This is a genomic window from Streptomyces sp. NPDC101151, from assembly GCF_044768335.1.
Taxonomy (GTDB): domain Bacteria; phylum Actinomycetota; class Actinomycetes; order Streptomycetales; family Streptomycetaceae; genus Streptomyces.
In genome coordinates this window covers 530,526-554,650 of the sequence record NZ_JBIWPP010000002.1, presented here as the reverse complement: position 1 = coordinate 554,650, position 24,125 = coordinate 530,526, and the positions used below count along the sequence as shown (strand labels likewise).

The 24,125-nt window shown below is 68.8% G+C and carries 16 protein-coding genes and 1 pseudogene; 4 read left to right on the top strand and 13 right to left on the bottom strand.

Translation table 11 applies throughout. The features are described from left to right. Positions 1-118: 118 nt before the first annotated feature. The gene (locus ACIRU3_RS05555) at positions 119-1,588 is read right to left on the bottom strand and encodes an APC family permease (RefSeq protein ID WP_404051720.1); all 1,470 of its coding nucleotides are present in this window, start codon (positions 1,586-1,588) and stop codon (positions 119-121) included. Between the two features lie 1,692 nt (positions 1,589-3,280). Here ACIRU3_RS05555 and ACIRU3_RS05550 point away from each other — a divergent pair. From ACIRU3_RS05550 to ACIRU3_RS05540, 3 genes and pseudogenes are all read left to right on the top strand, one after another. Then, positions 3,281-3,508 carry a ferredoxin gene (locus ACIRU3_RS05550; protein ID WP_404051906.1) on the top strand — a complete coding sequence of 76 codons (228 nt, stop codon included), beginning with the start codon at positions 3,281-3,283 and terminating at the stop codon, positions 3,506-3,508. Further along, a pseudogene (locus tag ACIRU3_RS05545) lies at positions 3,505-4,872 on the top strand (NAD(P)/FAD-dependent oxidoreductase); the annotation flags it as partial. The gene ACIRU3_RS05550 and the pseudogene ACIRU3_RS05545, both read left to right, overlap by 4 nt. A gap of 285 nt (positions 4,873-5,157) precedes the next feature. After that, entirely contained in the window at positions 5,158-6,129 is a 972-nt protein-coding gene (locus tag ACIRU3_RS05540) for a cytochrome P450 (protein ID WP_404051903.1), read from the top strand. 564 nt (positions 6,130-6,693) lie between these two features. Here the strand turns inward: ACIRU3_RS05540 and ACIRU3_RS05535 are convergent. From ACIRU3_RS05535 to ACIRU3_RS05480, 12 genes are all read right to left on the bottom strand, one after another. Next, positions 6,694-8,655, bottom strand: coding sequence for a TIGR03960 family B12-binding radical SAM protein (locus ACIRU3_RS05535; RefSeq protein WP_404051717.1), 1,962 nt, complete (start codon positions 8,653-8,655; stop codon positions 6,694-6,696). Between the two features lie 70 nt (positions 8,656-8,725). Then, positions 8,726-10,225, bottom strand: coding sequence for a CHAD domain-containing protein (locus ACIRU3_RS05530; protein WP_404051714.1), 1,500 nt, complete (start codon positions 10,223-10,225; stop codon positions 8,726-8,728). A 74-nt stretch (positions 10,226-10,299) separates the two neighbouring features. Then, complete coding sequence (locus tag ACIRU3_RS05525; RefSeq protein ID WP_404051711.1) at positions 10,300-10,911, bottom strand: hypothetical protein; 612 nt, start codon at positions 10,909-10,911, stop codon at positions 10,300-10,302. Positions 10,912-10,922: 11 nt separating this feature from the next. Then, on the bottom strand, positions 10,923-12,122 hold the full coding sequence (gene rodA / locus ACIRU3_RS05520; RefSeq protein ID WP_404051708.1) for a rod shape-determining protein RodA: 1,200 nt from the start codon (positions 12,120-12,122) through the stop codon (positions 10,923-10,925). Continuing rightward, on the bottom strand, positions 12,119-14,368 hold the full coding sequence (gene mrdA, locus ACIRU3_RS05515) for a penicillin-binding protein 2 (protein ID WP_404051705.1): 2,250 nt from the start codon (positions 14,366-14,368) through the stop codon (positions 12,119-12,121). The genes rodA and mrdA overlap by 4 nt, the downstream gene beginning before the upstream one ends. 116 nt (positions 14,369-14,484) lie before the next feature. Further along, entirely contained in the window at positions 14,485-15,162 is a 678-nt protein-coding gene (gene mreD / locus ACIRU3_RS05510) for a rod shape-determining protein MreD (protein ID WP_404051702.1), read from the bottom strand. 13 nt (positions 15,163-15,175) lie between these two features. Beyond that, a complete protein-coding gene (gene mreC, locus ACIRU3_RS05505) occupies positions 15,176-16,117 on the bottom strand; it encodes a rod shape-determining protein MreC (RefSeq protein WP_404051699.1) in 942 nt (313 codons plus the stop codon). 163 nt (positions 16,118-16,280) lie between these two features. Further along, positions 16,281-17,300, bottom strand: a complete 1,020-nt coding sequence (locus ACIRU3_RS05500) for a rod shape-determining protein (RefSeq protein ID WP_266514304.1) — start codon at positions 17,298-17,300, stop codon at positions 16,281-16,283. Positions 17,301-17,611: 311 nt separating this feature from the next. Next, the gene (gene ndk, locus ACIRU3_RS05495; RefSeq protein WP_404051696.1) at positions 17,612-18,025 is read right to left on the bottom strand and encodes a nucleoside-diphosphate kinase; all 414 of its coding nucleotides are present in this window, start codon (positions 18,023-18,025) and stop codon (positions 17,612-17,614) included. A 63-nt stretch (positions 18,026-18,088) separates the two neighbouring features. After that, positions 18,089-18,451: a DUF4233 domain-containing protein gene (locus ACIRU3_RS05490; RefSeq protein WP_404051693.1), complete on the bottom strand. Its 363-nt coding sequence runs from the start codon at positions 18,449-18,451 to the stop codon at positions 18,089-18,091. A 10-nt stretch (positions 18,452-18,461) separates the two neighbouring features. Next, complete coding sequence (locus tag ACIRU3_RS05485; protein ID WP_404051690.1) at positions 18,462-19,976, bottom strand: bifunctional folylpolyglutamate synthase/dihydrofolate synthase; 1,515 nt, start codon at positions 19,974-19,976, stop codon at positions 18,462-18,464. 358 nt (positions 19,977-20,334) lie between these two features. Continuing rightward, positions 20,335-22,986, bottom strand: coding sequence for a valine--tRNA ligase (locus tag ACIRU3_RS05480; protein ID WP_404051688.1), 2,652 nt, complete (start codon positions 22,984-22,986; stop codon positions 20,335-20,337). Between the two features lie 137 nt (positions 22,987-23,123). Here ACIRU3_RS05480 and ACIRU3_RS05475 point away from each other — a divergent pair, with 137 nt between their 5' ends. Beyond that, entirely contained in the window at positions 23,124-24,074 is a 951-nt protein-coding gene (locus ACIRU3_RS05475) for a hypothetical protein (protein WP_404051685.1), read from the top strand. Positions 24,075-24,125: the final 51 nt, after the last annotated feature.

The following is a 24,125-nucleotide window of genomic DNA, read 5'->3' as shown; positions in this document are numbered from 1 at the left end:
CATCAGGCGCCCCCCACCGCGCCCGTGATGCAGCAGCCGCAAGGCTGCCGTCTGGCCCTCAGCCAACGACAGTCAGCCACGACGGCGGGTCACTCGACCGGGCTGCAGGAACACCACGTCAGTGCTCGAAGACACTGACATCTCCGGGCTCGCTCTCCAACGCCGGGCGATTGAACCGCAGCAAGCCGAGGAAGAACAGCCCACCCACGACGAGCAGGCCCACCACGATCAGCACGGGAACGAGCGCCTCAGCCGGCGACACCAGCACGAACAGAGACGCGAGCGTCCACACCAGCGCGCAGACCGCGACCGGCAACTCGAACCGCCCGAGGTCAAAAGCACCCTTCTTGCGGTCCAACCGGCGGCGCACCGCGAGGTACAGGACGATCGTCGCGCTGTAGATGATCGCCGGAAGAATCGTGGACGCCGTGATCAGCTTCAGCAGCGCGGCGCCCGGCAGCGCGACCATCAGGACGACGCCCACGACGAGAATCAGCACCGTCGCGGGGACCGGCGTCTGCGTGCGAGGGCTGACCCGACGCATGAGCTGGTGGGCAGGGAAGCGCCCGTCGCGAGACATCGCGAAGACCATCCGTGAACACGCGGTCATCACCACCGTCCCGGCGCCGAAGAACGCGATCGTGATCGCCACCAGGAGCACCCTCTCCATCGGCGGCCCCAGCTGCTCACGCATGATCGCCGCGACGGGCGACTCGCTCGCGGTGATCCGTGGGATGTCCTCGATCGCGATGGTGAGGCAGATCAGGAACACGATCCCCAGTACACCGGCGGCCACGACAGACCCCACGATCGCGCGCGGGACGGTACGGAAGGGGTCCTTGGCCTCCTCGGCCAGGTTCGCCGCGGAATCGAAACCGACGAGCGTGGCGAGGCCCATGATCATCGCGACCATCAGCCCGCCACCGACGTCGAAGTAGTGCGGGGCATGCTCGGTGATGCCGCGCGAGGTCAGGTTTCCGGCCGCGCCACGGCCGGTGACCGCCACCGCGATGGCAAGGGCGAGCGCCACCACCACGACCAACGCCAGCTCCAGCCCCACCGCGCTCGTGTTGATCAGGCTGACGAGGCGCGTGGAGGCCACGACGATCACGGCCTGGACCAGCAGAATCACAAGGGTGATCACCCGCGCGGTGTCCTCGTCCGGCCGCATACCCACGAGCGGCATGAACGCCTGACTCGCGAGCGCATTGTCGATCGCCACCACCGCGATGGCCAGGTAGCAGAAGCTCAGCCAGCCGAACCCCCAGCCGACCTTCGGGTTGGCCAGCCGCGAGGCCCACTGGTACGACGAGCCGCTGAGCGGGATACGCCCCGCGAGCTGCGCCACCACCAGGGCCACCAGCACCTGACCCACCGTCGCGACGACCCACAGCCAGATCCCCACCGGCCCCGCGTTCTGCAGCACGTCGTCGTACGTCGAGAAGATGCCGACCGCCACCGAGATGAACGCGAACGAGATCGCGAACACCTGAAAGGAGCCGAGCGTCCGCTTCAGCTCCTGCTGATAGCCCCCGAGGGCAGCGGAGTCCTCGCTGCCCTCGGGCCCCGGCGAAGCCGCTTCCACCACTTCGGCACCCGCCTTCCGTCACGCCCAGCCGGGCAGCACCCTCGCACCGGCTCTCACGGCCCGGGCACCGGCTCCCCATCCACGCACTTCTCGTACATCTAAGGCATATGCACAGCACTTGCGCACCCGGAAGATCAGCACCTTCCCCCACACAGCACTGAAACCAACGAGCCCCTTCGCACAGGAAGGGGCTCAGCCGATCAGGCAGCCACGCCCGACTCTGGAACGCGCCTCAGTGCACGTGGCCACTCGCAGCAGGCGCCGGCGCCGCGTTCTTGACCGTCAGGGGCAGCAACTTCTTGCCCGTCGGGCCGATTTGAATGTGCGTGTCCATCTGCGGCCATACACGCACATGGCTACAACCGTCAGACCGCACAGTTCCGGCACCCCGGCAGGACTCGCAGAGGACGCTCGACCCCAGACCACCGCGGTCGGGTGGTCTGGGGTGCTCCGCCCGAGGTCAGATGATCTCGCCAGACAGCTGTACCGGCTCGTGGCTGCCGACTTCCGCCCGGCCGCCCTTGTGTGCTCGCCCTTGGCTGCGCCGGATTCGGCCGCGACCTGGAACGAGTACTGCAGGACGCCGCGGTCGGTGCTCCTGGTGTTGAAGTGCGGTTCCCCGGTCGCGGTCGCGATCTTGTGATCCGAGGAGTACTCGAGCTTCAGCTGCACCGATTCACCCTGGCCGCCGTTGAAGTTGAAGTACGCGCTCTGCGCCACGCCGGTGAACACGAATCCGGTGGGCGCGGTGAATTTTCATCATCGACCCCGACAAGTGGGACTTCTACGAGATGGACGCCTACCGTCTCCTCGGAGCCGACGAGCGCGCCGCCGCCCATGCCCGGTCAGTGATCCGCATCAGCACCGGACCCGACGGCACCGAGATCTCACCCATGCGCGCCGCAGGGGCCCGCCTCACCCTCGGAGTGGCCGCCGCCCGTACCGGAGAGATAAAAGAAGCCATCGGCATGGGCACGGCGGCGCTGGAAGCGGACCGGAAGTCTCTCCCATCCCTGCTTTTAGTCGCCGACGAGCTAGACAAGGAACTACGCTCCAGGCACCCCGCCCGCGAGACGTCTGATGGCCTGGGGAGCTTCAACGGCTATGGTTTCTCAGATCTGCTGGTGGGGGGCCGTGCTCGTCGGCTTCCGCAACAGCCAGCGCTAAGCGGGAAGCCGCTGTTCCCCGCACGTTCCGGCACGGCCGCCCCAGGCGGCGTGTGCGTCAGCAGTGCAGGCGACCAACGCTTCAGGAGTTCGATCCGACCTCTGCAGACGCGGCGTCTCGCTGCCGTGCCGCGTACGCTGGGTTCTCTGCCAAGGTACGCCGCTGTCCAGCGTCGTTGATGTCAGGCGTTCGTCTCCCGGGCAATCGGACTCGCTGGTACCGGTGCCGCTGTCACGCTGATTCTCTGACGGCATTCCGGCGCACCGTGCCACACGGTTTCCGTCGAAACGGCAATCCAAAAGAGTGCCGCTTGCGTAACCACTATGCAGCCGCAACCAGGGATACGTCTCTGGTCAGGCGCCGATTGCCTTGGCCGCGATGATCAATTCTTTCCATACAGACCCGACGAGCGCTGTGCACCCCGTCGCACTCCGCAGGGTGGGCAGCGGCCGAGTCCCCTCTCGTTGCGTGCCGGAGTGGCGTCGGCCCGAGGGTCTGCAGCTCCCACTCCCTGTGGAGGTCGGGGTGAAAGTTGTCGTCGATCTTTCCCGATGTGAGGGGTCTGCGCAGTGCGCGTTCCTGGCTCCGGACGCGTTCCGGATGCACGGCGAGGAAGCGCTCATGTACGACCCGAATCCCGACGACCCCCGGCGCGACGAGGTGCTACGCGCCGCGGCGGCCCGTCCGGTCCAAGCGATTCTGGTCGACCGGATCGAGGGACGGAACGCCCCGGTGGAGACGTCGGCGTCATGACCAGCGCCGACACGCTGCGGGCGTTCAAGCGCGATGGCCGCATCGTGGTCGTCGGGGCGTCACTGGCGGGACTGCGGGCCGCGGAGGCGCTGCGCGACGAGGGCTTCACCGGATCGTTGACCATGATCGGTGACGAGCTGGGCGAACCTTACGACCGGCCTCCCCTGTCCAAGCAAGTACTGACCGGGTGGGTGCCGGCCGGGGGCACCGCTTTGCCCCGCCGTCGTGGCATCGATGCGGAGTGGCTGCTGGGCGTGCCCGCCAGCGGGCTGGACCTCGCGAACAACCACGTCCACCTGGCCGACGGACGCGAGGTGCCCTTCGACCGGGTCCTCATCTCCACCGGGGTACGGGCCCGGCCCTGGTTCGTCGAGAGCGAGGCAGCCCTGGACGGCGTGTTCGTCCTGCGCACCCGTGAGCATGCCGAAGGTCTGCAGCGAGCCCTCGCCGCCGGACCCTCTCGTGTGCTGGTCATCGGGGCGGGATTCACCGGCTCCGAGACCGCGTCCATCTGCCGAGAGCGGGACATCCCGGTGACCGTCGCCGAACTCGGGGCGGCCCCACTGGTCGGGGCGCTCGGCGCCATGATCGGTGAGATCGCGGCGGACATGCAGCGCGCTCACGGCATCGACCTGCGGTGCGGTGTCAAGGTCACCCGGCTTGAAGGCGACGCGCAGGGACGGTTTCGCCGCGCTCACTTCGACGACGGCAGCACGCTCGACGCCGACGTGGCGGTGGTGGCACTCGGCAGCATCCGCAACACCGAGTGGCTGCGGGACTCGGGACTGGCGGCGGGCGTGTGGGGAATCACCTGCGACACGAGCTGCCGCGCCCTCGAGATCAGTGGCCGCGTCACCGAGGACGTCTTCGCCGCCGGAGACGTGGCACGTTGCCCGAACCCCATCTACGAATACCGGCTCATCTCACAGGAGCACTGGGCCAACGCCGTGGAGCAGGCAGAGGTCGCGGCACACAACATGGTCAGCGCCCAGGCGGACCGCTGGCCCCACCTGTCCCTCCCGCTGTTCTGGTCGATCCAGTTCGGCGTCAACATAAAGACCGTCGGCGTGCCGACCTTCGCCGACGAGGTGGTCGTCACCCAAGGATCACTGGGCGACCACCGTTTCGTCACCGCATACGGCTATCGGGGCCGCATCACGGCTGCCGTGAGCTTCAACAATGGCAGGTGGCTGGACCACTACCGACGGTTGATCGAGACGGCCGCACCTTTCCCGCCCCCCTGCCCCACGCCGGACCAGCCTGCCGACACGAAACCGGTGCCCGTCGACTTCCCCGGCCCCACCCTGCTCGCTCAGGGCGCCACCGTGGTCGTCACAGGCCATGGCCCGGGTGAGCACCGCGTCCCGGCCGTGCACCAGCATCGGCAGGAGGAAGGCCGGACGACCACGACCGAGACTCCCGGCACGCTGCAACGGATCTTCGACTACTCCGCCCGGGCCGACCCGTACCCGCTGTATGCCGAGTTGCGCGAGACGCCGGTGGCTCGGCAGGAGGACGGCAGCTACGTCATCAGTACCTATCGCGAGATCACGGACGTACTGAATGACCCGCATCTGAGCTGCGACGTGCGCAATCTGTCGCGTCCGCCGCCCGCAGTCGAGGGAGCGGCCAAGCCGGCGTTCATCAAAATGGACCCGCCCGAGCACGATCGCCTGCGGCGTCTGGCGATGCGCTCCTTCGGCCTCCCGCACACCCCGGGGCTGGTGACCGGCATGGAAGGCGACCTGACCGCCACCGTGGGCAGCCTGATCGACGATTTCGCGGGCAAGGAGCAGATCGACATCGTCGACGACTTCGCCCACCCGTTCCCCGTCACCGTGATCTGTCACTTGCTCGGCGTGCCACGCGAGGACGAACCGCGGTTCCACCTCTGGGTGAACGCCATCATGAACTCGATCGACTACAACCCCAAGACCGACCCGAAGGAGAAACTGGACAAGGGCGTACAGGCCCGCAAGGACTTGCTCCAGCACCTCGGCGGGCTGGTGGAACAGCGCCACGGCCGGCCGGGCGACGGTCTGTTGGCCCGGCTGGCCAACGATGACGGGCCCGACGGCCGGATGACCGACGACGAAATCGTCGCCACCGCAAAACTGCTGCTCATCGCCGGCCATGAGACCACCGTCAATCTCATCGCCAACGGCATGCTGACGCTGCTGCGCCACCCGCAGGTGCTGCAGCGACTGCGCGACGAACCGGACCTCGTCGTGCCGCTGGTCGAGGAACTGCTGCGCTACGAGCCCCCCGTGCAGATCATTCCCTGGCGGGCGGCTTACAGCGATATCACCGTCGGCGACACCGTCATCCCCAAGGGTTCGCAGATCATGCTCATGCTGGCCTCCGGCAGCCGCGACCCGAAGCGCTTCCACGATCCTGACCGCTTCGACCCGGATCGGCGTGACAACCAGCACCTGGGGTTCGGCAGCGGCATCCACCTGTGCTTCGGCGGCCCGCTGGCCCGGCGGGAAACCCAGATTGCGCTGACCGAACTGGTACTCCGGCTCGACCGCCCCAGGCTGGTCGCCGACCCGCCGCCGTACCGGCCCAGCCCCGTTCTTCGGGGTCCGATCCATCTGGACATCGAGCAGGGTGACGGTTGACGCGGCAGCCGAGGGAAGTCGCAAGGTCGCGCCGCGGACGGGATGGGAGCTCCCCGCGCACGCCACTTCGGACCGCAGCCGCGAACGGCGCCCCCTCCATCCCGCTGACGGCCGATCCCCCGCTGACGGCATCGCTCTCCCTGCAGCAGAATCTTCCGGGGTATCTGCTTCGGCAACGGAGTTGTACGTGAGTCCTGCACTGTGATGCTTTGGCGAATCTTCAGCGAGCAGAATTTCGGCCCGCACATCGAGCAGAAGTGGCCGTGATGGCCAACTCCGCAAAAGCCAGTCCGGTCAGCCCACCTCAGGTGACAGCGCTGCGCCCCTCCCCGCAGCTGGGGAGGGGCGCAGCGCCACACCGGACTGCAGCAACCTTTTCCTCAGACCCACTCCACCACCGAGTGGATGTCTGAGGAGCCTTCAAGCTCGAGCAGAGGCGTCCGAGAACGGGGCCGCGGAGCCAGCTGCCGACGGCCTGAAGCGCCCGCAGCGGCCAGCGCGGCAGTCACCTCCTCCTCGATCGCCCCCGCCAGCGCCTCAACCACCCGATCGACTGCCTCGCTTTCAGTGGGTGTGCCCACTCGCAGCGGGCGTCGGGCCGGCATTCTTGACCGTAAGAGGCAGCAGCTTCTTCCCGGTCGGGCCGATTTGTATGGCCGTATCCATCTGCGGGCACACACCGCAGTCGAAGCACGGAGTCCAGCGGCAGTCCTCGACCTCGGTCTCGTCGAGGGCGTCCTGCCAGTCCTCCCAGAGCCAGTCCTTGTCCAGGCCGGAGTCGAGGTGGTCCCAGGGCAGGACCTCCTCGTAGGTGCGCTCGCGGGTGGTGTACCAGTCGACGTCGACACCGAAGGTGGCCAGCGCCTTGTCCGCGCACTTCATCCAGCGGTCGTAGGAGAAGTGCTCGCGCCAGCCGTCGAAGCGGCCGCCGTCCTCGTAGACCGCGCGGATGACCGCGCCGATGCGGCGGTCGCCGCGGGAGAGCAGGCCCTCGACGATGCCGGGCTTGCCGTCGTGGTAGCGGAAGCCGATCGAGCGGCCGTACTTCTTGTCGCCGCGGATCTTGTCCCGGAGCTTTTCGAGACGGGCGTCCGTCTCCTCCGCCGACAGCTGCGGGGCCCACTGGAAGGGGGTGTGGGGCTTCGGGACGAAGCCGCCGATCGAGACCGTGCAGCGGATGTCGTTGGAGCCGGAGACCTCGCGGCCCTTCTGGATCACGTGCGTGGCCATGTCGGCGATCTGGAGGACGTCGTCGTCCGTCTCCGTCGGCAGGCCGCACATGAAGTACAGCTTCACCTGGCGCCAGCCGTTGCCGTAGGCCGTTGCGACGGTCCTGATCAGGTCCTCTTCCGAGACCATCTTATTGATGACCTTGCGCATGCGTTCCGAGCCGCCCTCGGGGGCGAAGGTCAGGCCGGAGCGGCGGCCGTTGCGCGTCAGCTCGTTCGCCAGGTCGACGTTGAAGGCGTCCACGCGGGTGGAGGGGAGGGAGAGGCCGATCTTGTCTTCCGTGTAGCGGTCCGCCAGGCCCTTGGCGATGTCGCCGATCTCCGAGTGGTCCGCGGAGGAGAGGGAGAGGAGGCCCACCTCCTCGAAGCCGGTCGCCTTGAGGCCCTTGTCGACCATGTCGCCGATGCCGGTGATCGAGCGTTCGCGCACGGGGCGCGTGATCATGCCCGCCTGGCAGAAGCGGCAGCCGCGGGTGCAGCCGCGGAAGATCTCCACCGACATGCGCTCGTGGACCGTCTCGGCGAGCGGGACGAGCGGCTGCTTGGGGTACGGCCACTCGTCCAGGTCCATCACCGTGTGCTTGGACACGCGCCACGGGACGCCCGACTTGTTGGGGACCACGCGGGCGATACGGCCGTCGGCGAGGTACTCGACGTCGTAGAACGCCGGGATGTACACCGAACCCGTCCTGGCCAGGCGGAAGAGGACCTCCTCGCGGCCGCCGGGGCAGCCTTCCGCCTTCCACTCGCGGATGATCCTCGTCATGTCCAGCACGGCCTGCTCGCCGTCGCCGATGATCGCCGCGTCGATGAAGTCCGCGATCGGCTCGGGGTTGAAGGCCGCGTGGCCGCCGGCCAGCACGATCGGGTCGTCGATCGTGCGGTCCCTGGACTCCAGCGGGATGCCGGCCAGGTCCAGGGCCGTCAGCATGTTCGTGTAGCCCAGCTCCGTGGAGAAGGACAGGCCGAACACGTCGAAGGCCTTCACCGGGCGGTGGCTGTCCACCGTGAACTGCGGGACGCGGTGCTCACGCATCAGCGCCTCCAGGTCCGGCCACACGCTGTAGGTGCGCTCGGCGAGGACGCCGTCCTGCTCGTTGAGGACCTCGTAGAGGATCATGACGCCCTGGTTGGGCAGGCCGACCTCGTACGCGTCCGGGTACATGAGCGCCCAGCGGACGTCGCAGCTGTCCCACTCCTTGACGGTGGAGTTCAGCTCGCCCCCCACGTACTGGATCGGCTTCTGCACATGCGGGAGCAGGGCTTCGAGCTGCGGGAACACCGACTCGACAGACATCGGGGGAACCTTTGTGAGCTGACAGGGGTGACCATCAAGCGTAACCCGCCCGGAAGGCTCCCCCGTACGCTCAGACGGACGCCCCCGCTTTGATCTCCTTCCACAGGCCCGGCAGCTCCGCCTCCACCTCCGCCGCCTGTGCCTCCTCCCTGCCGTAGAGCAGCCCGTATGTGAACGCGCTCTCCCCCGCCGCATGCGCCACGGCGGACATCTCGCGCAGGGTGTGGCGGGCCATGACGCTGTCCTGGTGTTCGCCGAGCAGGCTGGTCAGGGACTTCATGGACTTGGCCAGGGAGCGGGCGTGGCCGCCGAGGGCGGGGATGGCCGTCTCGGCCGCGTACCGGGTGCGCTTGGCCTTCTTGCGGGCTTCGTGGATGGCGTGGTCGCGGTCCTCGCCGGGCTGCAGGTCGAGTGCCTCGGTGACCAGGCGGGAGACCTTGGCGAGGTCCTTGCGTACGGCCTCGGCGAGCACCTTCTCCGGTTTCTTGGCGGCCTTCTTGCGCAGGGGCGGGTCGGCGAGCACGGTGTCCAGGGCGTCGAGCAGGGCCAGATAGCGGGCGGAGTCCAGGATCGCGATGAGGTGGCCGCGTGCGCTGCCGTGCCGGGCGCTCGACCAGGTGGTGAGCCGCTTGTGCACGGGTCCGGAGACCAGGGCCGGCGGCACGGCGTCCAGGGCGGTCGACAGACGTTCGGCCAGGACCTCCTGGTCGCGGTCCAGGCCCAGCTCGCCCGCCAGCCATTTCAGCTCGACGGCGATCGGGTCGGTGACTGCGGGGTCGAGGACCGTGAGGAAGGTGCGGAAGGTGCTGCGCATACGGCGGGTGGCCACCCGCATCTGGTGGACGGAGTCGGGGACGTCCCGGCGGACGCCGGGGTCGTACTCCAGGATCGTCTCGCGCTGTTCGCGCACGTAGGCGAGGACGTGGTCGCCGGCGGTCACGGGCTTCGCGCGCCGCCCGGAGCCGCGGCGCCGGCCGCCGGTCTGCTCCAGTGCCCGGGCCAGCTTCGACGGCGACTTCGACGGCCGTACGCCTGCCTTGCGCAGGCGTTTCTCCACCTTGTCGAGGAAGGCCGGATCGCCGTCGTCCGCCAGTTCCACCTCGATCTCGGTCCACTGGGCGCTCCCGCCCTTGCCGGCGAGCCGCTCGGCGGTCACGGTGTCGACGCTCGCCTCGGCCAGCAGCGCGCCGTCGGCGTCGACCAGGTGGCGTACGTCGCGGGCGGAGCGGAGCCGGACGAGGGGAATCAGCTCGGTGTGGCGGACCCGGGAGCGGACCAGTGCGGCGATCTCGTCGGGGACGGAGTCGGACAGCGGCATCCTGATCTCGTCGCGGACGCCGGGGGCGACCGGGAACTTCAGGTGCCAGCCTGCGTCCGAGCCGCCGGTGCGCCGGCGCAGGGTGAGGGCGGCGGCAGCCAGGCGTTCGTCCGCGGTGTCGTAGTAGGTGGCGTCCAGTTCGACGAGGCCTTTGTCGAGGACGTCCGCCACCCCGCCGACGCCTGTCAGGTCGGGCAGACCGCTGTCGTCGGATTCGTACTTGCGCTCGATCTCGCGTTTCGCATCCGCCATGAACCGAATCTAGTGGCAGGCAGGCTCGGATGGCAGAGCGCCATCATGGTGAATGGCTGGAAAACTCCGGGGGATCAGGAGGTGACGAGGGTCCGGAGCGCGGGGCCGCCGGGAAAGTGGCCGCCTTCACCCGTCCGGGGACCGATGAAGACCTCCACGTGCTCGAACTGGTAGTACGAGATCGGCTCCAGCATCTGGCTGATCACCAGCACGTTCGACCCCAGGCGCCAGGTGACGTGCCGAGCGTGGTGCTTCGGCTGCCGGATGTCGTACTGCGCAGGGCCCAGTCGCTTCGTCAGCAGCTGCACGGCCGCCTCCGCGTGCGCGTCGAACTCCTCCCGCCAGGCCGACGCGTCACTGCTCCAGCCGGGCAGGGCACCCCAGTAGTCGTCGGGGAGCAGTTCGCCGCCTGTCCAGTACAGGTAGGAGAACGGCATCGCGACGTGACCGTCGAGGTACGTGAAGTGTCCGAGCGGCGAGAGGAGGTCGCAGTCCGGGATGTCGGGCGCGGTCTCGTACACCGGGTCCTCCAGGGCATCCCGGAGGGTCTGCCAGCCCAGCTTCCTCAGCCCCTCCCGGGCGACGCCGTGGTCGGCCAGGTCGAGTCCGGCGATGTCGACGAGCCGGTCGGCCAGCTCCGGTGTGACGGGGCACAGGGCCACCCTCGAACGCCCGTCCTCGGACATCGTGGCCTCCCCTACGCCGACATCGGTCGTTGCAAGCGAATGGACTGCAGCAGTCCTACCGCCACCCACACCGCGAACATCGACGTGCCGCCGTACGACACGAACGGCAGGGGCAGGCCGGTGACCGGCATGATGCCGAGGGTCATGCCGATGTTCTCGAAGGCCTGGAAGGAGAACCAGGCGACGATGCCCGCGGCGACGATCGTGCCGTACAGCTCGGTCGAGTCGCGAGCGATGCGGCAGGCACGCCACAGGACCACGCCCAGCAGGAAGATGATCAGGCCGGCGCCGACGAAGCCCAGTTCCTCCCCCGCGACCGTGAAGACGAAGTCCGTCTGCTGCTCGGGCACGAACTGGCCGGTGGTCTGTGAGCCGTGGAAGAGGCCCGCGCCGGTCAGGCCGCCGGAGCCGATGGCGATGCGGGCCTGGTTGGTGTTGTAGCCGACGCCCGCTGGATCGAGGTCGGGGTTGGCGAAGGCCGCGAAGCGGTTGATCTGGTACTCGTCCAGGATGTGCAGCTGCCAGACGGCGATCGCGCCGATGGCGCCCGCGGTGATCAGGCCGAAGACCCAGCGGTTGGAGGAGCCGGAGGCGAGCAGCACGCCCAGGACGATGATCACCATGACCATGACCGACCCGAGGTCGGGCATGAGCAGCACGATCAGGATGGGTACGGCTGCCAGGGCCAGGGACTGCAGGACCGTGCGGTGGTCCGGGTATTTCTTGTCGCCGGCGTCGACCCGGGCCGCGAGCATCATGGCCATGCCCAGGATGATCGTGATCTTCACGAACTCGGACGGCTGCAGGGAGAAGCCGCCGCCGAGCACGATCCAGGAGTGCGCGCCGTTGACGGTGGAACCGAGCGGGGTGAGCACGGCGAGGATGCCGAAGACCGACAGGCCGTAGAGGATCGGCACGGCGTTGCGCAGGGCGCGGTGGCCGAGCCAGATCGTGCCGAGCATCAGAGCGAGCCCGATGCCGGTGTTCATGAGGTGCCGGATCAGGAAGTAGTACGGGTCGCCCTGGTTGATCTCGGTGCGGTTGCGGGTGGCCGAGTAGACCAGCAGCGAGCCGATCCCCGAGAGCGCGAGCGCCGAGAGCAGCATCGGCCAGTCGAGCCGGCGGGCCAGTGAGTCACGGGCGAAGAGCCTGGTCCAGCCGGCCCGCTCGGGGCCGTACCCGGAGACGGAAAAGCTGTTCGCGCCGGTCATGTGAGCATCCTCCGGCTTCCCCTCCGGCGCGGCCGCCTGCGGGTGTTGCTGTTGCCCGTGCCGGGCGACGGTGAGGTGGCGGGCTGCTGGTCGTCCCCGTTGGTGGGGTTGTCCTTCTGGGAGGCCTCGGCGTCCTTGCCCGGGTCCCCGGTGATCTTCGGGGCGGCGATGGTGCCGTCCGTGCGGACCTTCGGCAGGCTCTTCTGCGGCTTCGGCAGCAGTGCATTCTTGTTGTCGATGGAGCCGTCGCCCTGGACGCCGTAGAGCGAGCTGTAGATGTTGCGCACGGCCTCACCGGAGGCTCCGGAACCCGTACCGGCCTGGGCGATCGTCATGATCACCGTGTAGTCCTTGGAGTAGGTGGCCAGCCAGGACGTGGTCTGCTTGCCGTAGACCTCCGCGGTACCGGTCTTGGCGTGCAGCGGGATCTTGTCCTGCGGCCAGCCGCCGAACTTCCAGGCGGCGGTACCGCGGGTGATGACGCCCGCGAAGGCGTCGTCCATGCCGTTGAGGGTGGCCTGGCTGACCGGCAGCCTGCCCTTCTTCCGCGGCTTGATCTCCTGCACGGTCTTGCCGTCGGCGCTGATGACCGCCTTGCCGATGGTCGGCTCGTAGATCGTGCCGCCGTTGGCGACGGCGCCGTAGATCACCGCCTCCTGGATCGGCGTGACGAGCGTGTCGCCCTGGCCGATGGAGTAGTTGATCTCGTCACCCTCGCGCATCTTGTTGCCTTCGAGGCAGTTCTCGTACGCGATCTTCTCGACGTAGGAGCCGTCCTTCTTGCCGGACTTGCACCAGGCGTCCTTGTTGGCCTTCCAGTAGTCCAGCTTCCACTGGCGGTCGGGGACGCGGCCGGTGACCTCGTTGGGCAGGTCGATGCCGGTCTCCTTGCCGAGGCCGAACTGGTGGGCGGTCTTGAAGAAGTAGTCCTTGGGCTCGCCCTTCTTCGGGTTGATGCCGCCGTCCTTCTTCCACTCCCGGTCCGCGAGGCCGTAGAAGACGGTGTCGCAGGAGACCTCCAGCGCCCGGCCGAGCGAGATCGGGCCGAAGCTCTCCCCCTCGAAGTTCTTGAAGACCTGACTGCCCACCGAGTACGAGCTGGTGCACGGATAGCCGCCGTCCCACTCGTAGCCGGCCTGGACCGCGGCGGCCGTGGAGACCACCTTGAAGGTCGAGCCGGGCGCGGCCTGACCCTGTATGGCCCTGTTGAGCAGCGGGTAGTCGCTGTGCTTGCCGGTGAGGGCCTTGTAGTCCTTGGCGGAGATGCCGCCCACCCACACGTTCGGGTCGTAGGTCGGGGCCGAGGCCATGGCGACGATCCGGCCGGTCTTGGCCTCCATCACCACGACGGCACCGGAGTCGGCCTTGTAGTTCTCGCCGGTGATCTTGTCGAACTGCTCGCGGGCCTTCTTCATGGCCTTGTTCAGCTCGTACTCGGCGACCCGCTGGACTCGGGAGTCGATGCTGGTGACCAGGTTGGAGCCGGACTCGGCGGCGTCCGACCTGGCCTTGCCGATGACCCGGCCGAGGTTGTCCACCTCGTAGCGGGTGACGCCGGCCTTGCCGCGCAGCACCTTGTCGTACTGGCGCTCCAGGCCGGAGCGGCCGACCATGTCCGAGCGCAGGTAGGGCGAGTCGGTGTCCTTGGCCTTCTGGATCTCGTCGTCGGTGACCGGCGAGAGATAGCCGAGGACCTGGGAGGTGTTGGACTTGCCCGGGCCCGCGTAGCGGCGCACGGCCTCCGGCTCGGCGGTGACGCCGGGGAAGTCCTCGGCGCGCTCGCGGATCTGCAGGGCCTGCTTGGGGGTTGCCTCGTCGGTGATCGGGATCGGCTGGTAGGGCGAGCCGTTCCAGCAGGGCTGGGGGGTCTTGGCGTCGCACAGCCGGACCTTCTGCATGACCTCCTCGGGCTTCATGCCGAGGACGCCGGCCAGCTTGGTGAGGACGGCCTTGCCGTCGTCCTTCTGCTTCAGCAGGTCGGTGCGGGAGGCGGAGACGACCAGGCGGGTCTCGTTGTCGGCGATGGGCACCCCGCGCGCGTCCAGGATGTCGCCGCGCACGGCGGGGTCCACTACCTGCTGGACGTGGTTCCCGGAGGCCTCCTTCTGGTACTCGGCCCCCTCGCGGATCTGCAGGTACCACAGGCGGCCGCCGAGCGTGCCGAGGAGGGAGAGGACGAGGATCTGGATCACGACGAGCCTGATCTGGACCCGTGGGGTCCGTCCGGTCTCGGGAATGTTGGTCACTGCGGCTGTCTCCCCCTCTCAGTGCGCGGACGTGCGTGCGCGTACAAATGATGAACGACGGTCCTGTGAGGCCACGTTCCGCCGGAACGTCCCCGTTCGGGTGAACTCTGGCCCGCTCACAGCCGCTTGACCCCCTTGATGCGGCCCACCCGGGTCGAGCGGGTGCGGGCCTTGGCCTTCAGCGAGCCGAGGCCGCCGCGCTGGCTGCCGATCCGCAGGCCGGTGCCCGAGGAGAGCCACCCGGAGGAGATGTCGCCGGCCTTGGCGGCGGGGCCGCTGTCGGCGAGCGGGTCGTTGTCGGAGCGGCGGGCCAGCCACATGATCCCGGGGACCACGAAGGGCGCGAGCAGCAGGTCGTACAGGGCGGCCGAGAACAGCAGGCCGGTCAGGCCGACATGGCGGGCGGCGGTGTCGCCGACGAGGGCGCCGACGCCCGCGTACAGCAGGGTGGAGCCGACGGCGGCGGCGGCCACGACGGCCATCGGGCCGGTCGCCGACTTCAGGCGGCCGTTCTCCGGCTTGATGAGTCCGGCGGCGTAGCCGATGACGCACAGCACGAGGGCGTAGCGGCCCGCCGCGTGGTCGGCGGGCGGGGCGAGGTCGGCCAGCAGGCCGGCGCCGAAGCCGACCAGGGCGCCGCCCACATGGCCGTACACCATGGCGAGGCCGAGGACGGTGAGCAGCAGCAGGTCGGGGACGGCACCCGGCAGGTGCAGGCGGGCGAGGACGCTCACCTGCATCACCAGGGCGACGACGACCAGCGCACTGGAGAGCAGGATCCTGTTGAGACGCATGGGGATTCAGCTCCTACTGCTGCTGCTCGTCGGTGGTGTTCGCGTCGGCCGACGGGGTGACCGTGACGGTCACCGTCGGCGTCGGGACCGGCTTGGGCTTGGTCGGCAGGACCTCGTCGCGCGGGTCCTTCTTCGGGGCCTCGACGACCACACCGACGATGTCGAGCTGGGTGAAGCTGACGTACGGCGTGACATAGAGCGTGCGGGTGAGGCCGCCGCCGGAGGGGTCGACGCGGGAGACCACGCCGACCGGGACGCCCGGCACGAAGGGCTTGTCGGCCTGGGAGCCGAAGGTGACGAGCCGGTCGCCCTTCTTCACCTCGGCCTTGCCGTTGAGGAGTTCCACGCGCAGCGGGCGGTCGCCCTGCCCGGAGGCGAAGCCGAGTTCGTCGCTGGCCTCCATACGGGTGCCGACGGTGAAGTCGGGGTCGTTGGCGAGCAGCACGGTGGCGGTGTCGGGGCCGACGGTGGTGACCCGGCCGACGAGACCGTCGCCGTTCAGCACGGTCATGTCCCGTTTGATGCCGTCGTTCGCGCCGACGTCGATGGTGATGGTCCAGGAGAAGCCCTGCGCCGACCCTATGGCGATGACCTGGGCGCCCTTGATGCCGTACTGGCCCTCGCCGGCGACCTTCAGCATCTTGTCGAGCTGCTTGAGACGGCTGCGGTTACGGTCGTCGCTGCCCAGTTTCGCCTTGAGGGCCGCGTTCTCCTTCTCCATGGTGGCGAGCCGGTCGTGGCGGTTGTCGGAGTCGCGGACCGCGGAGACGGCGTTGCCGACGGGGTCGACGGCCGAGGACAGCCCGTTCTCGATCGGGCCGAACACCGCGGCCGCGGCCTGCCGGGCACCCTCGACCGGCGAGTTCCGGCCTCCGCGGATGTCCACCGTGATCAGCGCGAACGCGATGGCGACCAACAGGACCAGGAGCAGCCGGCTCTCTTTCGTGTCCCTCACGTGCGGCGGCCGTGCCCTTCCTCAGTAGGAATTCGGGAAACCCCTCAAGGCGCCACTCGCGAAGCGCAAACCCAAGGGGTCCATTTGTGGGAGCTTATGCCTCGATATCAACGATCCGCCGTACGAGAGGAGATCGTCTCGTACGGCGGAATCGAAGAGTTGGTCATCTGCGCGGCTGGGCGTCCAGGACCTGCTGGAGCGCCTCGAACTCCTCGACGCACTTCCCGGAGCCGAGCGCCACGCTGTCCAGCGGGTCCTCGGCGATGTGGATCGGCATGCCGGTCTCCCGCCGCAGCCGCTCGTCCAGGCCGCGCAGCAGTGCTCCGCCGCCGGTCAGAACGATTCCCCTGTCCATGATGTCGCCGGACAGCTCGGGCGGGCACTTGTCGAGGGTCGTCTTGACCGCGTCGACGATCGCGTTGACCGGCTCCTCGATCGCCTTGCGGACCTCGGCGGCCGAGATGACGACGGTCTTCGGCAGTCCGGACACCAGGTCCCGGCCGCGGATCTCGGTGTGCTCGTCGGCGTCGAGCTCGTACGCCGAACCGATCGTGATCTTGATCTGCTCGGCCGTCCGCTCACCCAGCAGAAGGCTGTACTCCTTCTTGATGTGCTGGATGATCGCGTTGTCCAGTTCGTCACCGGCGACGCGGATGGACTGGGCCGTGACGATTCCGCCGAGCGAGATGACCGCGACCTCGGTGGTGCCGCCGCCGATGTCCACCACCATGTTGCCGGTGGCTTCGTGGACCGGCAGTCCGGAGCCGATGGCGGCGGCCATGGGCTCCTCGATGATGTGCACCTGACGGGCTCCGGCCTGGGAGGACGCCTCGATGACGGCGCGGCGCTCGACGCCGGTGATGCCCGAGGGCACACAGACGACGACCCGCGGCCGGGCGAGATACCGCCGCTTGTGGATCTTCAGGATGAAGTAGCGGAGCATCCGCTCGGTGATCTCGAAGTCGGCGATCACACCGTCCTTGAGCGGACGCACGGCGACGATGTTGCCGGGCGTCCGGCCGATCATCTTCTTCGCTTCGGCACCGACCGCGAGGATGCCCCCGGTGTTGGTGTTGATCGCGACGACGGACGGCTCGTTGAGCACGATTCCGCGACCCCTGACGTACACCAGCGTGTTGGCGGTCCCGAGGTCGACAGCCATGTCACGGCCGATGAACGACATTGAGTTCCCCATCCGGATTCATCTGGCCTTCCCGGGCTTTTGAGGGCATATCAGGTCGGCGAGGCGGGTGCTGTGACGTGAAGGCTTCCATCGTAAACGCGCCTGCACGAACACTGCGCGAGGGTCTTCGCCATTGTCAGCAGATGGCGCAGCGCCTCGCTTGTGGAGACGGCCCATCGGAGGCACACGTTCCCCCGATCGGCAACGCATATGCCGAGGGACGGCCGAAAACGTACGGCCGCCCCAGGTCAGGACTCCGAGCGGAGCTGACAGTCACTCAGAAAAATTAGCGAAAAATCTGCCGGGACGTCTCACGCATGGCCCGGGAAGAAGATCTTCACCTCGCGCTCGGCGGACTCCTCGGAGTCCGAGGCGTGGATCAGGTTCTCGCGGACGATCACGCCGTAGTCGCCCCGGATGGAACCGGGGGCGGCCGCGATCGGGTCGGTCGGACCGGCCAGGGCGCGCACGCCCTCGATGACCCGCTCACCCTCGACGATCAGAGCCACCACCGGGCCGGCTGACATGAACTCGACCAGCGGCTCGTAGAAGGGCTTGCCGACGTGCTCGGCGTAGTGCTGCTCCAGCGTGCCCCGGTCCAGGGTCCGCAGCTCCAGCGCGGTGATCTGCCAGCCGGCCTTGCGCTCGATACGGCTGATGATCTCGCCGGTCAGGCCACGACGGACGGCGTCGGGCTTGAGAAGGACGAGGGTGCGCTGGCTCACGAGGGGCTCCTTACGACTGGCATGTGCGGTGGGACGAGGTTACAGGGCGTGTCCGTGCGGCCGTCACGCAGCGTCAGGCGTGGTGGAGGAGGACTCCGCCCGCGCCGCGAATCTCGCCTTCGCCTCGTCCACCTTCCGGCCGAAGTGCACCGACGCCCACCACAGGGCGGCGAACACCGCGCCCATGAAGTACATCGTCGGGACGAAGACACCGGAGGCGATCAGGGCGAGCTGCAGCGCCCAGCCGAGAGCGACACCGCCCGGCCGGGTCACCATGCCGCACAGCAGCACGCACAGGACCATGGCGACACCGCTGACCAGCCACACCGTCGAGGAGGACAGGTCCGGGTCCTTCATGGCCACGAGCCCAGCGAACCCGATGATGAAGAACTCGCCGATCAGCGTTGATGAACAGAGCGTGCGCACGACGGAAACCTCAGCCCTTCCCCAGCAGCAGGCGGGCCTCGCCCACCGTGATGACCGACCCGGTGACCAGCACCCCGCCGCCGGTGAACTCGCCCTCCTCCTCGGCCAGCGTGATCGCGGCCTCCAGGGCTTCGGGCAGCTGCGGCTCGACCTGGACCCGGTCCTCGCCGAACACCTCGACGGCGATCGCGGCCAGCTCGTCCGCGTCCATGGCGCGGTGCGAGGAGTTCTGGGTGACGACGACCTCGGCGAAGATCGGCTCGAAGGCCTCCAGCAGGCCCTTCACGTTCTTGTCCGCGCTCGCCCCGACCACACCGATCAGCCGGCTGAAATCGAACGCCTCCCGCACGGCCTCGGCGGTCGCCTCCGCGCCCGCCGGGTTGTGAGCGGCGTCCAGGACGACCGTGGGAGAGCGCCGAACGACCTCCAGCCGCCCCGGCGAGGACACCGCCGCGAACGCCTTGCGCACGGTGTCGATCTCCAGCGGCTCCGCGCGCAGCGCGCCGACCCCGAAGAACGCCTCCACGGCGGCGAGCGCCACGGCCGCGTTGTGCGCCTGGTGGGCGCCGTGCAGGGGCAGATACACCTCGGGGTACTCGCCGCCCAGCCCGCGCAGGGTGACCATCTGTCCGCCGACCGCCACCTGCCGGGCCACGACGCCGAACTCCAGCCCCTCGCGGGCCACCGTGGCGTCCACCTCGACGGCCTTCTTCAGCAGCACCTGCGCCGCGTCCACCGGCTGCTGCGCCAGGATCACGGTCGCGTCCTGCTTGATGATGCCGCCCTTCTCACCGGCGATCTCCCCCGGCGTCTCCCCGAGCCGGTCGGTGTGATCGAGACCGATGGGGGTGACCACTGCGACATCGCCGTCGATCACGTTCGTCGCATCCCAGCTGCCGCCCATGCCGACCTCGACGACGGCGACATCGACCGGGGCGTCCGCGAAGGCGGCGTACGCCATGCCGGTGAGGACCTCGAAGAAGGACAGCCGGTACTCCTGCGCGGCGTCCACCATCTCGATGTACGGCTTGATGTCCTGGTACGTCTCGATGAACCGCTCGGCGGAGATCGGGGCGCCGTCCAGGCTGATCCGCTCCGTGATCGACTGCACGTGCGGGCTGGTGTACCGGCCGGTGCGCAGCTCGAAGGCGCCGAGCAGGGCCTCGATCATGCGGGCGGTGGAGGTCTTGCCGTTCGTCCCCGTGATGTGGATCGAGGGGTACGACCGCTGCGGCTCGCCCAGCACGTCCATCAGCGCCGCGATCCGGCTGACGGAGGGCTCCAGCTTGGTCTCGCCCCACCGGGTGGCCAGCTCCGTCTCGACCTCGCGCAGGGCCTTGTCGACCTCGGGGTCCTCCGGCCGTCCGGGTACGTCGGCCTGCGGCGCCCCGCCCTGCGTCCGCAGGGTGCGGCTGCCGGCCTCGATCACCGCGAGATCGGGGTCGCGGTCGGTCTCGGCCTCGAGGAGTTCCTCGAAGGCGTCGAGGGGGTCGGGGGTGTCGCTGGTGCCGGGGTGGTCGCTCACGGGGCCAGTCTACGGAGCCGCGGTGACAAAGGGTGCGGTGGCTCTTTCGGACGGTCCGGGACGGCCCGCCATCTCGGCCGGGTGCGGGCCGTCGGTGATGACTCGCGCAGTTCCCCGCGCCCCTGAGGTACATACGGTCACACCGGATGCACAGCCGCGGCCAGGCGTGCCCGGTCCGGGACGGCCCGCCATCTCGGCCGGGTGCGGGTCGTCGGTGGTGACTCGCGCAGTTCCCCGCGCCCCTGAGGTACATACGGTCACACCGGATGCACAGCCGCGAGAGCGAGCGACCCCGCCCGGGCATGCGAAGGCCCCCGGAGCTTTGCGGCTGCGGGGGCCTTCGTCGGTGTGCGGGCGGCTATGCCGACGGGAGCCTGTCCAGCTGGGCCTGGATCCGGGCGATGTCCTCGTCCGCCTTGGTCAGACGGGTGCGGATCTTGTCGACCACGTTCTCCGGGGCCTTCGCGAGGAACGCCTCGTTGCCGAGCTTGGCCGTGGCCTGCGCCTTCTCCTTCTCGGCGGCGGCCAGGTCCTTGGCCAGGCGCTTGCGCTCGGCGGCCACGTCGATCGTGCCGGACAGGTCGAGGGCGACCTCGGCGCCGGCGACCGGCAGGGTCGCCGTGGCCGTGAAGGACTCACCCTCCGGCTGCAGACGCAGCAGCTGGCGGATGGCCGCCTCGTGCGGGGCCAGCGCCGTACCGTCCAGCGTCAGCCGGGCCGGGACGCGCTGGCCCGGCTGCAGGCCCTGGTCGGCGCGGAAGCGGCGGACCTCGGTGATGACGGACTGGAGGGACTCGATCTCCCGCTCGGCGGCCGTGTCACGGAAGCCGCCCGGAGCGTCAGCCCCAGGAACGGACACAGCCTTCGGCCATTCCGCGATGACGATCGACTCGCCGCCGGTCAGCGTCGTCCAGAGGGTCTCCGTGACGAACGGGACCACCGGGTGCAGCAGCTTCAGCGTGACGTCCAGGACCTCGCCGAGAACCCGCTTGCTGACCTCCGCCGCCTCGCCGCCCGCCTGGAACGTCGTCTTGGACAGCTCGACGTACCAGTCGAAGACCTCGTCCCACGCGAAGTGGAAGAGCGCGTCGGACAGCTTGGCGAACTGGAAGTCGTCGTAGTACGCGTCGACCTCGGCGATGACGGAGTTGAGGCGGGAGAGGATCCACCGGTCCGTCGCCGACATCGCCGCCGGCTCGGGCAGCGGGCCGTCCACCGTCGCGCCGTTCATCAGCGCGAAGCGCGTGGCGTTCCAGATCTTGTTGGCGAAGTTGCGGGAGCCCTGGACCCAGTCCTCGCCGATCGGGACGTCGACGCCCGGGTTGGCGCCACGGGCGAGGGTGAAGCGCAGGGCGTCACTGCCGTACTTGTCCATCCAGTCCAGCGGGTTGACCGCGTTGCCGAAGGACTTCGACATCTTCTTGCCGAACTGGTCGCGGACCATGCCGTGCAGGGCGATGGTGTGGAACGGCGGGGTGCCGTCCATCGCATACAGGCCGAACATCATCATCCGGGCGACCCAGAAGAAGAGGATGTCGTAGCCGGTGACCAGGACGGCGTTCGGGTAGAACTTCGCGAGCGACTCGGTCCGCTCGGGCCAGCCCAGGGTGGAGAAGGGCCACAGGCCGGAGGAGAACCAGGTGTCGAGGACGTCGGTGTCCTGGTGCCAGCCCTCGCCGGACGGCGGCTGCTCGTCGGGTCCGACGCAGACGACCTCGCCGTTCGGGCCGTACCAGACCGGAATCCGGTGGCCCCACCACAACTGCCGTGAAATGCACCAGTCGTGGAGGTTGTCGACCCAGTCGAAGTACCGCTTCTCCATCTCCTGCGGATGGATCTTGACCTTGCCGTCGCGGACGGCGTCACCGGCGGCCTTCGCCAGCGGGCCGACCTTGACCCACCACTGCATGGACAGGCGGGGCTCGATGGTGGTCTTGCAGCGCGAGCAGTGGCCGACGCTGTGGACGTACGGCCGCTTCTCGGCGACGATCCGGCCCTCGGCGCGCAGCGCGCCGACGATGGCGGAGCGGGCCTCCAGGCGGTCCTGGCCCTGGAAGGGGCCGGGGACGGTGATGACCGCGTGCTCGTCCATGACGGTGATGGACGGCAGGTCGTGCCGCTGCCCGATCTCGAAGTCGTTCGGGTCGTGGGCCGGGGTGACCTTGACGGCGCCGGTGCCGAACTCGGGGTCGACGTGCTCGTCCGCGACGACCGGGATGGAACGGTCGGTCAGCGGCAGCCTGATGAGCTTGCCGATGAGGTGCTTGTAGCGCTCGTCCTCGGGGTGAACGGCGACGGCGGTGTCACCGAGCATGGTCTCGGCACGGGTGGTGGCGACGACGATGGTGTCGTCCCCGTCCCCGTACTTCATGGAGACCAGCTCGCCGTCGTCGTCCTGGTACTCGACCTCGATGTCGGAGATCGCCGTCAGACAGCGGGGGCACCAGTTGATGATGCGCTCGGCGCGGTAGATCAGCTCGTCGTCGTAGAGCCGCTTGAAGATGGTCTGGACGGCCTGGGACAGGCCCTCGTCCATGGTGAAGCGCTCACGCGACCAGGCGACACCGTCACCCAGGCGCCGCATCTGGCCGCTGATCTGGCCGCCGGACTCGCCCTTCCACTGCCAGACGCGCTCGACGAAGGCCTCCCGGCCGAGGTCGTGGCGGGATTTGCCCTCCTTGCCGAGCTCCCGCTCGACGACGTTCTGCGTGGCGATACCGGCGTGGTCCATGCCGGGCTGCCACAGCGTCTCGAAGCCCTGCATGCGCTTACGGCGGGTCAGCGCGTCGATGAGGGTGTGCTCGAAGGCGTGCCCGAGGTGCAGGCTGCCGGTGACGTTCGGCGGCGGGATGACGATCGTGTACGGCGGCTTGTCGCTCTTCGCGTCCGCCTCGAAGTAACCGCGCTCTACCCAGCGCTCGTACAGCGGCCCCTCTACATCGGCCGGCGCGTACTGGGTCGGCAGTTCGGAGTCGGGCGCGGGTGGCTGCTGCTGAGCGTTCTCGGTCACGGGGGTCAGTTTAGAGGTGTCACGGGGCGGTCCCGAAACGCGTTTCTTCTGTAACGGTGGGACCCCCGGTGCCCTGTGGTTATCGGGCCTGGGCCAGGATGTCAGGAACACATAAGCATCTGAGGGGGAACCCAGAAATGAGCAACAACCAGCCGGGCCCGTACGGCCAGCAGCCGCCCTACGGCCAGCCGGGGCAGCCTGGTCCCTACGGCCAGCCGGGCCCCTACGGCCAGCAGCCGCAGGCGCCCCAGCCCGGCTACGGCTACCCCCAGCAGGCCCCTCCGGCCGCGCCGCAGCCCGGCTACGGCTACCCGCAGCAGGGCGCGCCGCAGCAGCCGGGCCCGTACGGCCAGCAGCCGGGCGCCTACGGCCAGCAGCCCTACGGCGTGCCGCATCCGCCGGCTCCGGCGGGCGGCAAGAAGAAGACGGGCCTGATCATCGGTGCGGTGGCGGTCGTGGCTGCGATCGCGGTGGGCGCTTACTTCGTGCTCAGCGGGAGCAGCAGCGGCGGCGATGTCGCAGACGACGGCCCGCACAAGCTGACGGCTCCGGAGTCGGTGATCAACGGCACGTACCTGAAGGAGCCGTCGGGCTCCTCTGACGAGGTCAGCAGCTCCGACCTCTCGGACTTCGAGAAGGCGGGCGTCAAGGACCCCAAGGCTGTGAACGGCGGCTACCAGAACGGCAAGGGCCTGACCGCGAAGGGCCTCTCGTTCGCCGGCGTGTACGGCACGATCGACGACCCGGAGGCGGTCATCGACGCCGCCTTCGCCAAGGCCAAGACGGAGTCCGAGAAGGACGACAAGGGCAAGCTGATCGGCAGCCCCGAGACGGTCCACCCGTCGGGCTTCTCCGACGGCGTCATGAAGTGCCAGGTGGCCGAGTTCGACAACAGCGGCTCGTCGTCCTCGTCCGCCGGTGCGGCGAAGACGGTCAAGGTGCCGATCTGCCTCTGGGCCGACCACAGCACGACCGCCCGGGTCACGGCGTTCAGCCTGGCCGGCTTCGCCGCCGGTGAGAGCGGCACGATCGAGGACACCGCCGACCTCGCGGCCAAGCTCCGCAACGACGTGCGCGTCAAGTCCTGATGGTGTGAAGCACGACGACGAAGGGGCCCCGGTCGGCTGACCGGGGCCCCT

Bases quoted from the DNA above. Each gene is read 5' to 3' on its own strand.
- ACIRU3_RS05540 (WP_404051903.1), top strand. From the start codon at position 5,158: ATGGACCCGCCCGAGCACGATCGCCTGCGGCGTCTGGCGATGCGCTCC.
- ACIRU3_RS05535 (WP_404051717.1), bottom strand. From the start codon at position 8,655: ATGTCTGTCGAGTCGGTGTTCCCGCAGCTCGAAGCCCTGCTCCCGCAT.
- ACIRU3_RS05530 (WP_404051714.1), bottom strand. From the start codon at position 10,225: ATGGCGGATGCGAAACGCGAGATCGAGCGCAAGTACGAATCCGACGAC.
- ACIRU3_RS05525 (WP_404051711.1), bottom strand. From the start codon at position 10,911: ATGTCCGAGGACGGGCGTTCGAGGGTGGCCCTGTGCCCCGTCACACCG.
- rodA (WP_404051708.1), bottom strand. From the start codon at position 12,122: ATGACCGGCGCGAACAGCTTTTCCGTCTCCGGGTACGGCCCCGAGCGG.
- mreD (WP_404051702.1), bottom strand. From the start codon at position 15,162: ATGCGTCTCAACAGGATCCTGCTCTCCAGTGCGCTGGTCGTCGTCGCC.
- ACIRU3_RS05500 (WP_266514304.1), bottom strand. From the start codon at position 17,300: ATGTCGTTCATCGGCCGTGACATGGCTGTCGACCTCGGGACCGCCAAC.
- ACIRU3_RS05475 (WP_404051685.1), top strand. From the start codon at position 23,124: ATGAGCAACAACCAGCCGGGCCCGTACGGCCAGCAGCCGCCCTACGGC.